Raw genomic sequence first — 12,598 nt, 5'->3', positions numbered from 1 at the left:
CAGGAGACACAGCCCATGTTCGAACACATTCTGGTTCCGGTGGATGGCGGCGATCTGTCGGACAAGTGCATCGAGCACAGCATTGGCCTGGCCAAAATGCTGGGCGCATCGATCACCGGCTTCACGGTCGAGCCGCCGCTGCCCCCGCTGGTGGTGGAGCAGATGGCCGTGCCCTACTACGTGGAGACCTCCAAGGAGCACCAGGAGCGCTGCGAGGCCCATGCCCGCGAGGTGCTCAAGTCCTTCGCAGACCGTGCCGTGGCGGCCGGGGTGCCTTTCGATGGGCAGTTCATGGTGTCCGACAACGTGCAGCAGGCCATCGTGGACATCGCGCAGCGCCAGCAATGTGACCTGATCGTGATGGCCACGCATGGCCGCCATGGGCTGGACGCCTTGATCAATGGGTCGCTGACCAAGAGCGTGCTGTCGCACAGCAAGGTGCCTTTGCTGGTGCTCCATTGACAAACTGACAAGCAATTTCAAATTTCAACGTTTTATTACCCTAGAAAAAGGAGCTTGAAAATGAGCGATACCGCTGAACACCGCGAAAAGCTGATGGCCGACCTGAAAGTGGTCGTGGCCGATGCCGAGGCCCTGCTGCATGCCACTGCTGGCCAGGCTGGCGAAGGCGTGGCCGAGCTGCGCCAGCGCGTGCAAGCCAGCCTGAGTCAAGCCAAGGATGGTCTGATCCACGTTCAGCATGCCGTGGTTGAAAAGGCCCGCGCCACGGCCAAGGCCACTGACGAATACGTGCACGAGAACCCCTGGTCCTCGGTCGGCATCGCCGCAGGCGTGGGCCTGCTGGTCGGTCTGCTGATCGGGCGACGCTGACCGTGGCGGGACAGACGCCCCCGCCGCCCCTCATGTCGGGCCTCTGGGCTTCCGTCCAGAACCTGCTGGCCACGCTGATCGCCATCCTGCAGACCCGCGTGGAGTTGGTCGCCACCGAGCTGGAGGAAGAAAAGCGCCGCCTGCTGGGTGTGATGGCCTGGGGGGCTGTGGCCGTGCTGATGGCCTGCTTCAGCCTGGTGTTCCTGGCCGTGTTCGCCACGGTGCTGTTCTGGGAAGACCGGGTGGTGGTGCTGGGCACGATCACCGTGTTGTTCCTGGTGGCCGGCGGGCTGGCCTGGCGACGGGTGGGCAAGCTCTTGCAGACCTCGTCAGGCTTGCTGTCGGCCAGCATCGCCGAACTGGAAGGCGACCGGCAGGCCTTGGCCGCCGCCGCCGCGCGTGTGGCCGGGCAGGCCGCGCCTTCACAGGAGTAGCCGATGCTGACAGACGAACAACTGGCGCTCAAGAAGCGCTACTTGCAACTGCACAGCACGGTGCTGAGGCACACCCTGGCCCAGCAGGTGTCGTCGACCTTGTCTCCCGTGGCTTCGGCGCAGCAGCGGGTGCAGGCGGTGGCTGCCTGGGCCCGTGCGCACCCGATGCTGCTGGGCGGCGCTGCCCTGGCCCTGGTGTTCTGGCGGCCCAGAGGTTTGAACCAACTGGTCCAACGGGGCCTGATGCTTTGGCTGACCTGGCAACGGGTGCAAACCTTGCGCGGGCCGCGTTGATCTGCGAACTTCAGGCCCGCGTGGCCTGAGCGGGCCGGCGTGCTTCAGCGCCGGTCCGCATCCCTGAACCGCGCGATGCGTTCTGCGTCGGCGGGGTGGCTGCTGAATGCGATGCCCAAGGCATCATCCTCATCGGCCTCGCCATCGTCCTGGCTGCCGCTTTCATGGTCTTCGCCTTGGGGCGCCTTGTTCGCGTCCGGCTCTTCCCGTGCGTCAGGCTCATCTCGCGCTGGCTTGCGGCGATAGGCGTCCAGCTCTTCGAAGAGGGTGACCATCACGGACGGGCGGACACCATTGACCTGCAGCAACTCGATCGACGCGTCGTCGGCCTCGCGCTCGAAATCGCGTGAATAGGCCATGTGGCCCAGCAGCGCCGGCGTGGCGGCGAGCAACTGGCTGAAATCTCCGAATGCCACGCTGGCTGCGGCGCCCAGCAGGCCGGACTGAACCAGCAGGCGCATGGAATGCCGGTGCTGCACATGGCCGAGTTCGTGGGCGAACACGCCCAGCAGCACCTCGTCATGGCCCTTGAGCAGCTTGACCAGGTCGTCGGTGAACACGATGCTGCCGTCCGGCAGGGCAAAGGCGTTGGGGCCGATGCGTGCGCGGCGGAAATGGATCTGCACCGGCAGCACGGGCGCGCCGGGTTCCCGGGCCAGCTGCAGGCGGGCCTGCGCCTGCAAAAACATTTGCCTCAGGCGCTCCTGCTCGGCCTTGGGCAGGCGGCTGGGATGCAGCCATTGGTCTTCCACCGAGCGCATGGCCAACTGCCCGATCTCATGGTCCACCGAGCGGGGCGTGGCGGCGATGATGGTGCGGCTGGCCAGCGGCAGGCCCCACAGGTAGGCGCCGATGCACAGGGCCACCAGCACGACCACGGCGATGCCGACCAGCCGCCAGCTCTGCTGCACCTGGACCACCCAGCCTTCGCCGATGCCATGGTGGCGTGTCCACTGGTCCCACTCCAGGGGGATGCGCGCGTGCAAAGCGCTGCCGTCGGGCAATTGTGCGATGCGGGCGCCATGCCGGGTGCGCTCGGGCCAGCGCACGTCGCGCAGAGGCACCTGACGGTCGAGGCCCTGTCCGGTCAGGTGCAGGTGCCCGCCTTCCACCCGAAGTTCGGCCGCGATGGCCTGGGCATGCCGCCCATCGAAATAGTCGGCGGTCAGCGAAGTGTCATCGCGCATGCGTGGTCACAGGCCGAAGTCGATGCCGGCCAGGTCGGCGGCTGCATCGCCGATGCCTTCGCGGTGCAGCGACCCCTTCTGGCGCGAGACCAGGGTGTCCAGGTCGATGCGGGCGTGGATGCTCACGGCCTGCATGCGCAACCGGGCCATGGCGATGGCCGCGAAAGGCCAGTACAGGCCCAGTGTGAAGACCATCAGCGTCCAGTTGATCAGGGTCTGCCTGAACAGCGGGCCGAAGGCCAGGTGGCTCTTGAAGCGCAGGTCGCGGCTGCCGGTCTGCGTCCAGACCAGGTTCTGCATGCGGGACTGGAAGTAGGGCAGGGGGACGGCGTAGAGCGAGATCATGAAGATGAACATCGTGGGGACGGCCATGGCCGCCATGGCGGCTCGGTCGTCTTGCGTGCCACCTCCCATGCTGATGAGGCTTGCGCCACCCAGCACGGCCATCAGCACGGCGGCGGCCAGGCCCAGTGCGATCGTCAACCCGAAGGTTTTCAGGAACACCTTGCTGACATCGGCGAAGCTGGCGCGGAACTCGGTGCGCACCTGGCCGCAGGCGTAGTTCTGGTGCTGGTATTTCTTGAAGCGATAGAAGGCATAGGGGATGGCGGCCAGATAGGCCAGCACCATCACGACGACGCCCGCCACCATCGCGGCCGAGTTGCGCGTGGCCATCAGCACAGCGCCAATGGCGAAGAAGCCACCGATCACGAGCACGGGCGCCAGGAAGACGAAGTAGGCGTCCTTCATGGAGCCCATGAACTGGAACCGCAGCCCACGCCAGCTGGTGTTGGCCAGGCGGAACTGCATGGAGGCTCGGAACAGCGCCGGCCAGACACCCATGAAGATCAGGGCCGCGATGCCGCCCGCCACCGGAGAGAACTTCAGGGCCATGTTGTAGGCCATGAACAGCGCGGCCATCAGCAGGAACCCGCGTAGCATGCGTTTGGGGTCACCATGGAAATCCAGCGCGTGTCCGGCCACGTGCGTGTTGCCGTAGAAATAGCGCAGCTTGCGCACTTTGGCCCAGGGGTAGTACAGCCCGAAGGTGACCAGGGTCAGCAGAAGGTTGACGATCCAGATGCGGAAGTATTCGCTCCCCGAACCGGTGAACTCGATCGGGTAGCGCTGCACAGGGCGCGGGGTGTCCGGGTTGCCGGTGATCAGCGGCGAGGCTTCGCGCCCCGAGGCGCCGAGATCGTTGGGGATCAGCATGCAAATTCTCCCTGTGATGCCATGTGTATTTGTGTGTAGCGGGCGCAAATTTACCCCAAGCCCGGCGGGCGCCTACAATTTTTGGATGAATTTCATGCCTGACGCCCCTTTGCCCGACCCCTCGGCCGCCTCTTCCGCCTTGCTCAAGGGGCTCAACCCCGAGCAACTGGCCGCCGTCACGGCACCGCCGGGCCCCTGGCTGATCCTGGCCGGGGCCGGTTCGGGCAAGACGCGCGTGCTGACCACGCGCATCGCCTGGCTGCTGCAGACGGGCCAGGTGTCGCCCGCCGGCGTGATGGCCGTGACCTTCACCAACAAGGCGGCCAAGGAGATGCTGACCCGCCTGTCGGCCATGCTGCCGATCAACACGCGCGGCATGTGGATCGGCACCTTCCACGGGCTGTGCAACCGTTTTCTGCGGGCGCACTACAAGGTGGCGGGCCTGCCGCAGGCCTTCCAGATCCTGGACACGCAGGATCAGCTCTCGGCCGTCAAGCGCGTGATCAAGGGGCTGAAGTACGACGAAGAGAAGGTGATCCCCAAGCAGACCACCTGGTTCATCGCCAATGCCAAGGAGGACGGCCTGCGCCCCAAGGACATCGTGCCCCGCGACGAGCTGGGCCGCCTGCAGCTCAGCGTGTACGAGGCCTACGAAGACCAGTGCACGCGCGAGGGCGTGGTCGATTTTGCCGAGCTGATGCTGCGCACGTATGAGCTGATGCGCGACCATGCCGAGCTGCGCGCCCACTACCAGCGGCGCTTCAGGCACATCCTGGTCGACGAGTTCCAGGACACCAACAAGCTGCAGTACGCCTGGCTGAAGATGTTCTCGGGCCGGCCCGAAGAGACCGGCACCAGCGTGCTGGCCGTGGGCGACGATGACCAGAGCATCTACGCCTTCCGTGGTGCGCAGGTGGGCAACATGGCCGATTTCGAGCGCGAGTTCAAGGTGCCCGGCGTGATCAAGCTGGAGCAGAACTACCGCAGCTTCGGCCACATCCTGGATTCGGCCAACGCCCTGATCGCCAACAACAGCCGCCGCCTGGGCAAGACCTTGCGCACCGATGCCGGCGCTGGCGAGCCGCTGCGCATCTACGAGGCCAGCAGCGACTACGCCGAGGCCCAGTGGCTGGTCGACGAGGCGCGCCAGATGCACCGCGAGGGCCAGGCCTTCAAGGAGATCGCCGTGCTCTACCGCAGCAACGCGCAATCGCGGGTGATCGAGTCGGCGCTGTTCAATGCTGGCGTGCCCTACAAGGTGTATGGCGGCCTGCGCTTCTTCGAGCGGGCCGAGGTGAAACACGCGCTGGCCTACCTGCGCCTGATCGAGAACCCGAACGACGACACCAGCTTCCTGCGCGTGGTGAACTTCCCGGCACGGGGCATCGGTGCGCGCACGGTCGAACTGCTGCAGGATGCCGCGCGAAGCAGTGCTCGCAGCCTGGCGCAGAGCGTCACGGCCGTGCCCGGCAAGAGCGGCGCCAACCTGCAGGCCTTCGTGGCCAAGGTGGATGCCATGCGCGAGGCCACCCGTGGCCTGACCCTGCGCCACATCATCGAGCACGTGGTGGAGGCCTCGGGGCTGGCCGATTTCTACCGAACCGAGAAAGAAGGCCAGGAGCGGCTGGAGAACCTGGCCGAACTGGTCAACGCGGCCGAGGCCTTCGTGACGCAAGAGGGGTTTGGCAAGGACGCCGTGGCCTTGCCGGTGGACGAGCCCGTCGGCACGATCGCGCAAGGCCTGCCAGCCGCCGTGGCGCGTGTGGACACGCTGCCCGATGCCGAGACGGGCGAAATCATCTCGCCCCTGGTGGCTTTTTTGACGCACGCGGCGCTGGAAGCCGGTGACAACCAGGCCCAGGCGGGCCAGGATGCCGTGCAACTGATGACGGTGCATGCGGCCAAGGGCCTGGAGTTCGACAACGTGTTCATCACCGGCCTGGAAGAGGCCCTGTTTCCGCACGAGAACTCGATGAAGGACGGTGACAGCCTGGAGGAAGAGCGCCGGCTGATGTACGTGGCCATCACGCGGGCCCGCAAGCGCCTGCACATCAGCTTCTGCCAGACGCGCATGCTGCATGGCCAGACGCGCTACAACCTGAAGAGCCGCTTTTTGGAAGAGCTCCCCGAAGAATCCCTGAAGTGGCTCACGCCGCGCAACCAGGGTTTCGGCTCAGGCTACGCGCGCCAGTACCAGGAGGCCTGGGCCAGCGGGCGGGGCCTGGGCTCGATGGTGGGCGCAGGAGCCCAGCCATGGCGCGGTGGTGGGGCGAATGCGGGCAGCAGCGGCTACGCCGGCAAGGCCCGTGGCGAAGACGATTTCAAGGACCTGACCGCGCCCCTGCCCAGTCGCATGGCCCAGGCCAAGTCCGAGAGCGGCTTCAAGGTCGGGCAGAGCGTGTTCCACGGCAAGTTCGGCGAGGGCGTGATCCTGACGCTGGAAGGGCAGGGGCCTGATGCGCGTGTGCAGGTCAACTTCGGGCGGCACGGCACCAAGTGGCTGATGCTCAGCGTGGCCAAGCTCACCCCAATCGAGTGAGGCGGGCCTAGCCCTTAGGTGCGGTATTGCACTCCCCTTCATCAAGGGCGCCTGCAAAGGCGCTACGATGAAGGTTCAAGACAACCCCTAGGATCCAGGAGTCTCCGCACCATGGCGAAATCCGAGAAGAAACCCGCCGCCAAAGCACCTGCCAAGGCACCCGCCAAAACCGCTGCCAAAACCGCTGCCAAATCGGCCGTCGCCTCGATCGACATCGGCATCTCCGGCCCGGACCGTGCCGCCATTGCCAAGGGCCTCAATGGCCTGCTGGCCGACACCTTCACCCTGTACCTGACCACGCACAACTTCCACTGGAACGTGACGGGGCCGATGTTCAACACGCTGCACGTGATGTTCATGGACCAGTACACCGAGCTGTGGAACGCCGTCGACCCGATCGCCGAGCGCATCCGCGCGCTGGGTGTGTGCGCCAGCGGCTCTTTCGGTGATTTCCGCAAGCTGAGCACGCTGCCTGATGCGCCCAGCACGCCGCCCAAGGCCAAGGAAATGATCCGCACGCTGGTGGCGGGGCATGAGGCCGTGGCGCGCACGGCGCGTTCGCTGTTCCCGTTGGTGGACAAGGCCTCTGACGAGCCGACGGCCGATCTGCTGACGCAGCGGCTGGACGTGCACGAGAAGGCGGCCTGGATGCTGCGTTCGATGCTGGAAGAGTGATGTTGCAAGGCCTTTGAGCCTTGTGCGTGCGAAGGGAGCCTTGGGGCTCCCTTTTTTGTGCGGATTCGAGCGCCGCTCAAGCCCTGGCGCTTTGTCGTGAGAGTGCGGGGCACGGGATGTGTGGCAGCCGTACGAGCACCGGAGAGCAGTCACGCCGAAGGCGGGACCGCCAACATTGAAGCCCGGCCAGAAGCCTCCTCAGACCCCGCCCCGCGCTGCCCCGAAAAACGAGCCAACCGCCGCACGCAAAAGCACGGCCGCCAACACCTCAAACCAGCCCGTTGCGAATCGCGTAGACCGTCAGCTCTGAGTTGTTCGTCAGCCCCAGCTTCTCAAGCACCCGGGCCCGGTACACACTCACCGTCTTCGGGCTCAGCAGCAACTGCTCGGCGATGTCGGACAGCCGCTTGCCCGACGCGATCATCACCAGCGTCTGCAACTCCCGGTCCGACAGCTTCTGGTGCGCATCCTCCGGCGCCGGGGTGGTCAGGTTGTCCACCAGCATCTGCGCCATCTCCGGCGTGACGTACTTCTTGCCCTGGGCCACCGTGCGCACCGCCGCCACGATCTGTGCCGCGTCCCCGCCCTTGTTGAGGTAGCCGCTGGCCCCGGCCTTCAGGGCCCGCATGGCGTACTGGTCTTCCGGGAACATCGACACCACCAGCACCCTGAGCTGCGTGCCTTCTTCCTTGAGCACGTGCAGCACGTCCAGGCCGCTGCGGCCGGGCAGGTTGATGTCGAGCACCAGCACGTCGCAGGAGCGATCGCGCAGCAGGGTGCGCAGCTCGCCGTAATCGCCCGCCTCGCCGACGACCTCGATGTCACTGGCGTCGGCCAGGGTGTCGCGGATGCCGCGGCGGATCAGGGCGTGGTCGTCGCAGAGAATGACTTTGATCATGGTTGCCCCCACACGGTGGGATCGTCAGAGTCGAGCTCGCCTGCCAGGGGCTGGGAGTCCAGCGCAGGCGCCAGCAGGTCGATGAAGCCATTTTCCGGCCCCGACAGAGGCACGGACAGGATGAGGGTGGTGCCCTGGGGGCCGCTGCTGATGTCGACCCAGCCGCCCACGGTTTCGGCGCGCTCGCGCAGGCCGCGGATGCCGAAGGAGCGGGCCTTGGCCAGATCGTCCTGGCTCAGGCCCCGGCCGTTGTCGGACACTTCCAGCGACAGCACGCCGCCCGCCTGCGTCAGGTCCACCGTGACGCAATCCGCATGGGCATGCTTGGAGATGTTGGTCAGTGCTTCCTGGGCGAAGCGGTAGGCCACGAGCGGCACGGCGCTGGGCAGGGCGAGCGTTTCATGGCTGGTCCGGAAGGTGGTGTCCACGCCGGTTCGTTTGCCAAAGCGGTCTGTCATCCATTGCAGCGCCGCGATCAACCCTTGTTCCAGGATGGCGGGGCGCAGGTTGTGCATGATGCGCTGGCTGGCCTCGTGAGCCATGTTCACCGCCTCCATGGCCTGCAGGGCCCGCTCGGCCACGGGCGTGCCTTCCGCATGGCGCACGATCCAGGCCAGGTCGAGCTTCACGGCGGTCAAGGCGCCCCCGACATCGTCATGGATTTCCCGCGCAATCGCGGCCCGTTCCTGTTCAATGCTGGTTTGGAGGTGCTGGGCCAGTTCACTGAGCTGCTGGCGTGACTGACTCAGGGCCAGGTCGGCCTTCTGCTTGGCAATGCGGGTGCGGTTGGCTTCGATGGCCAGCAGGGCAGCCGGGGCCAGTCGGGCCAGGTTGCTCTTGAGCAGGTAGTCGTTGGCGCCGTTGCGCATGGCCTGCACGGCGATGTCCTCTCCGATCTCGCCGGACACCAGGATGAAGGGCACCAGTTTGCCGGTGGCACGCACTTTGCCCAACGCTGCCAGGCCGGAATAGCCCGGCAGGTTGTAGTCGGACAGGATCAGATCCCAGTTGTCTTCGAGGGCCTCGGCCAGGCCTTGCTCGGTTTCGACGCGTTCGATGTCTGCGTCGATGCCGCCACGGCGCAGGTGGGCCGCCACGAGAGCATGGTCGGCCTCGTTGTCTTCGAGGTGCAGGACACGAAGCCTGAGGGGCATCGTGGGGTCGCCGGAAAAGGCTTCATCCACTTGAGAACTCTCGATCTTCGGATTTGCGCCAAGTTTTACCGCGTCATCGGCACGACTTGACGCGCTGCAAGATGAAAAATTCTAACAACCATGCACATCATGTGCGTTGATCCGGGCCCAGGGACTTCACGTGTGTGTGTCCTACGAGACGCCTTGGTCTTGGAGCCTCCATGCAGACCTTTACAGAAAACCCAGATTTGCCTCAGGAACGGGACATTCCGCTCTTCGTGGCGGCGGAGCTTCAGGACCACCTGATGACGGCCACCAACGACCTGGAACGTCTGCAGCGCCTGCTGGACGACGCCTATGGCGTGCTGCAGGAAGGGTTTCATGGCACAGCCCACCAGCTGGGCCAGGCCATTGATGGCGGGCAGGGAGACATTTCGTCCATGCAGAACGCCCTGCAGACACTTTACAAGGCCGTGACCGCGCTGCAGTTCCAGGACATGGCCACCCAGCTGATCCACCACACCAGCAAGCGCCTGCGCAATTGCGCAGACCAGATTGCCCGCGATGCCATGGGCGATGACCCCGACGGCGAGGCCATCGTGGAGGAGGAACCCCTCAAGCCCAACCCGGTGACCCAGGACGAAATGGACGCCGGTTCCGTGGAATTGTTCTAAAGCCTGACAGTTTTTGGCCGAAAAAATCGCAAATCGCCTCTCGGCCGACACGTCTACTTCGCCTCTACAGACTCTCACTCATAAAGCTCCGGAGAGAACCATGCATTCGATTCTTGCCGTCGATGATTCGGCTTCCATGCGCCAGATGGTGTCCTTCACCCTCAAGAGCGCGGGCTACAACGTCGTGGAGGCCGTGGACGGGCAGGACGCGTGGGAGAAGGCGGGCGGCCGCACCTTCGATCTCGTGCTGACCGACCAGAACATGCCCCGCATGGACGGCATCAGCCTGACCAAGAAGCTGCGCGAATCGCCCCAGTTCAAGGCCACGCCCATCCTGATCCTGACCACCGAGTCCAGCGACCAGATGAAGCAGGCGGGCCGCGCGGCCGGGGCCACGGGCTGGCTGGTCAAACCCTTTGATCCCACCAAGTTGATCGAAGTCATCAAAAAAGTGCTTTGAACGGAGGCCGCCAAGGCCTCTTTTCAAGCAGGTACACGTTTCTTCAGGTTTAGCAGGAGCCAGTCATGGCAGACACGAGCACGGACAGCGGTCAGATGGATGCAGGCATCGACCTGAGCCAGTTCTACCAGGTCTTCTTCGAGGAGGCCGGTGAGAACCTGGACACGATGGAGCAGCAGCTGTTGGAGCTGGACCTGACCGAGGCCGACGACGAAGAGCTCAACGCGATCTTCCGTTGCGCGCACTCGATCAAGGGTGGCGCCGCCACCTTCGGCTTTGCCGACGTGGCCGAGCTGACGCACCAGATGGAGACCCTGCTGGACAAGCTGCGCCGCCACGAACTGGCCCCCAATGCGTCGATGGTGGATGTGCTGCTGGCCTCGGGCGATGCGCTCAAGTCCATGCTGGCGCGCCATCAAGGCTCCAGCGGCGAGGTGATCGACACCACCGAGCTGCTGGCCAACATCCGCGCTTTGGTGGCCGGCGAGGTGCCGCCGCCGGCCATGGCCAGCGCGCCGGTGAAGGCCGCTGCACCCGTGCAGGCCGCCGCACCGGCCCCGGTGGCCGCCGCTCCGTCCGCCCAGGCCGCGCCCACCACGGGCCAGCGCACGGTGGAGCTGCAGGTCGGCCCGCTGAGCAACCCGGCCCAGGCCGACAACCTGATCGACCTGTTCAAGGAAATCACCGACCTGGGCACCATCGCGCCGCTGCCCGATGACGCCGGTCTGCCTGGCGTGCGCCGCTTCACCGTGAGCACCGCCTCGGCCGAATCCGATCTGCTGGATCTGTTCACTTTCCACGTCGCCCGGGAGCAAGTGAAGTTCCTGGCGCTGGGCGGTGGCGCAGCACAGCCTGGCGCCGGCGCAGCGCACGATTTCTTCGCCGAGGCAGAAGAGGACCAACCGGGCCCTTCCAGGGAAACGCCGGGCTACGGTTTCTTCGACAACGCGCCGGGCGCGCCTGTCAACACGGCCCTTGAAACGGTGGGCAACCCCGAATCGCAGGCGGCCAAGCCTGCCGCCGCCTCCGCCGCCGCGAAGCAGCCCACGGCCCCCAAGGCCGAGAAGCCCCAGGCCGCGCTGGAAGCTTCCACCATCCGCGTGTCGGTCGAAAAGGTCGATCAGCTCATCAACCTGGTGGGCGAACTCGTCATCACCCAGGCCATGCTGGCGCAGAACAGCCGTGGCCTGGACCCGGTGCTCTACCAGCAACTGACCAGCGGTCTGACCGACCTGGACCGCAACACCCGCGACCTGCAAGAAGCCGTGATGTCGATCCGGATGATTCCGATGTCGACCGTGTTCAGCCGCTTCCCGCGCATGCTGCGCGACCTGGCCAACAAGCTGGGCAAGAAGGTCGAACTGGTGATGCAGGGCGAGGCCACCGAACTGGACAAGGGCCTGGTCGAGAAGATCACCGACCCGCTGACCCACCTGGTGCGCAACTCCTGCGACCACGGCATCGAAATGCCGGACGATCGCCTGGCCAAGGGCAAGTCCGAGGTGGGCACCATCACCCTGGCCGCCTCCCACCAGGGTGGCTCGATCGTGATCGAGGTGCGCGACGACGGCCGGGGTCTGAACCGCGACAAGCTGCTCAAGAAGGCCCGCGAGAAGGGCATCGACGCGCCTGACACGATGACCGACTCGGAGGTGTGGAACCTGATCTTCGCGCCGGGCTTCTCCACCGCAGACGAGGTGACGGACGTGTCCGGCCGCGGCGTCGGCATGGACGTGGTCAAGCGCAACATCACCTCGCTGGGCGGCACCGTCGAGATCGATTCAGCCGAAGGTTACGGCATGCGCGTCTCGGTGAGACTGCCCTTGACGCTGGCCATCATGGACGGCATGAGCGTGGGCGTGGGCGAAGAGGTCTACATCCTGCCGCTGTCCTCCGTGGTAGAGAGCTTCCAGGTCAATACCGAGATGGTCAAGACCATCGGTGGCTCGGGCCGCGTGGTCGAGGTGCGCGAAGAGTACATGCCGGTGATCGAGCTGGAGAAGGTCTTCCAGGTGCCCCGGTTCGACTGGGAGCACACCAGCGGGATCATGGTGGTGGTCGAGGCCGAGAGCGGGCGCGTGGCCCTGTTGGTCGATGAACTGCTCGGCCAGCAGCAGGTCGTGGTCAAGAACCTCGAATCCAACTACCGCAAGGTCAATGACGTTTCGGGTGCGACGATCATGGGTGACGGCCGCGTGGCCCTGATCCTGGACGTGGGCGCCCTGGTGCGCCGTTCGCGCCACTGATCAGCATTAGGA

At 65.5% G+C, this 12,598-nt stretch carries 13 protein-coding genes; 9 read left to right on the top strand and 4 right to left on the bottom strand.

Going from position 1 to position 12,598, the window contains the following annotated elements; all coding sequences use genetic code 11:
* Positions 1-15 precede the first annotated feature (15 nt).
* Genes EIP75_RS06895 through EIP75_RS06880 form a run of 4 tightly spaced genes read left to right on the top strand, consistent with a single transcriptional unit; the run spans position 16 to position 1,559 of the window.
* Positions 16-462, top strand: a complete 447-nt coding sequence (locus EIP75_RS06895) for a universal stress protein (RefSeq protein WP_125242493.1) — start codon at positions 16-18, stop codon at positions 460-462.
* 60 nt (positions 463-522) lie between these two features.
* The gene (locus EIP75_RS06890; RefSeq protein WP_125242492.1) at positions 523-831 is read left to right on the top strand and encodes an ElaB/YgaM/YqjD family protein; all 309 of its coding nucleotides are present in this window, start codon (positions 523-525) and stop codon (positions 829-831) included.
* Between the two features lie 32 nt (positions 832-863).
* Positions 864-1,265 (top strand): phage holin family protein, encoded by a 402-nt coding sequence (locus EIP75_RS06885; RefSeq protein WP_125242491.1) that lies wholly within the window; start codon positions 864-866, stop codon positions 1,263-1,265.
* 3 nt (positions 1,266-1,268) lie between these two features.
* Positions 1,269-1,559: a YqjK family protein gene (locus tag EIP75_RS06880; protein WP_125242490.1), complete on the top strand. Its 291-nt coding sequence runs from the start codon at positions 1,269-1,271 to the stop codon at positions 1,557-1,559.
* Positions 1,560-1,603: 44 nt separating this feature from the next.
* On the opposite strand, the gene EIP75_RS06875 is transcribed toward EIP75_RS06880, so the two are convergent.
* Together EIP75_RS06875 and EIP75_RS06870 are read right to left on the bottom strand one after the other, a co-directional pair.
* Positions 1,604-2,746 (bottom strand): M48 family metallopeptidase, encoded by a 1,143-nt coding sequence (locus EIP75_RS06875; RefSeq protein ID WP_125242489.1) that lies wholly within the window; start codon positions 2,744-2,746, stop codon positions 1,604-1,606.
* A 6-nt stretch (positions 2,747-2,752) separates the two neighbouring features.
* On the bottom strand, positions 2,753-3,961 hold the full coding sequence (locus EIP75_RS06870) for a YjgN family protein (protein ID WP_125242488.1): 1,209 nt from the start codon (positions 3,959-3,961) through the stop codon (positions 2,753-2,755).
* Positions 3,962-4,055: 94 nt separating this feature from the next.
* Here EIP75_RS06870 and EIP75_RS06865 point away from each other — a divergent pair, with 94 nt between their 5' ends.
* Both EIP75_RS06865 and EIP75_RS06860 read left to right on the top strand, forming a co-directional pair.
* On the top strand, positions 4,056-6,500 hold the full coding sequence (locus EIP75_RS06865) for a UvrD-helicase domain-containing protein (RefSeq protein WP_199758511.1): 2,445 nt from the start codon (positions 4,056-4,058) through the stop codon (positions 6,498-6,500).
* 111 nt (positions 6,501-6,611) lie between these two features.
* A complete protein-coding gene (locus tag EIP75_RS06860; RefSeq protein WP_125242486.1) occupies positions 6,612-7,175 on the top strand; it encodes a Dps family protein in 564 nt (187 codons plus the stop codon).
* A gap of 268 nt (positions 7,176-7,443) precedes the next feature.
* On the opposite strand, the gene EIP75_RS06855 is transcribed toward EIP75_RS06860, so the two are convergent.
* Positions 7,444-8,073: a response regulator gene (locus EIP75_RS06855; RefSeq protein ID WP_125242485.1), complete on the bottom strand. Its 630-nt coding sequence runs from the start codon at positions 8,071-8,073 to the stop codon at positions 7,444-7,446.
* On the bottom strand, positions 8,070-9,227 hold the full coding sequence (locus EIP75_RS06850) for an ATP-binding response regulator (protein ID WP_125242484.1): 1,158 nt from the start codon (positions 9,225-9,227) through the stop codon (positions 8,070-8,072). Before EIP75_RS06850 ends, EIP75_RS06855 begins: the two co-directional genes overlap by 4 nt.
* Before the next feature lie 284 nt (positions 9,228-9,511).
* Between EIP75_RS06850 and EIP75_RS06845 the strand changes: the two genes are divergently transcribed.
* The 3 genes from EIP75_RS06845 to EIP75_RS06835 all read left to right on the top strand — a co-directional run bounded on the left by EIP75_RS06845 (position 9,512) and on the right by EIP75_RS06835 (position 12,586).
* Positions 9,512-9,880, top strand: coding sequence for a hypothetical protein (locus EIP75_RS06845; RefSeq protein ID WP_233584718.1), 369 nt, complete (start codon positions 9,512-9,514; stop codon positions 9,878-9,880).
* Between the two features lie 100 nt (positions 9,881-9,980).
* Positions 9,981-10,340, top strand: coding sequence for a response regulator (locus tag EIP75_RS06840; protein ID WP_125242482.1), 360 nt, complete (start codon positions 9,981-9,983; stop codon positions 10,338-10,340).
* A 65-nt stretch (positions 10,341-10,405) separates the two neighbouring features.
* Positions 10,406-12,586 (top strand): chemotaxis protein CheA, encoded by a 2,181-nt coding sequence (locus EIP75_RS06835; protein ID WP_125242481.1) that lies wholly within the window; start codon positions 10,406-10,408, stop codon positions 12,584-12,586.
* The last annotated feature ends 12 nt before the right edge of the window (positions 12,587-12,598 follow it).

The organism is Aquabacterium soli, from assembly GCF_003933735.1.
Classification (GTDB): Bacteria; Pseudomonadota; Gammaproteobacteria; order Burkholderiales; family Burkholderiaceae_C; genus Aquabacterium; species Aquabacterium soli.
This window is presented reverse-complemented; position numbering and strand designations above follow the sequence as displayed.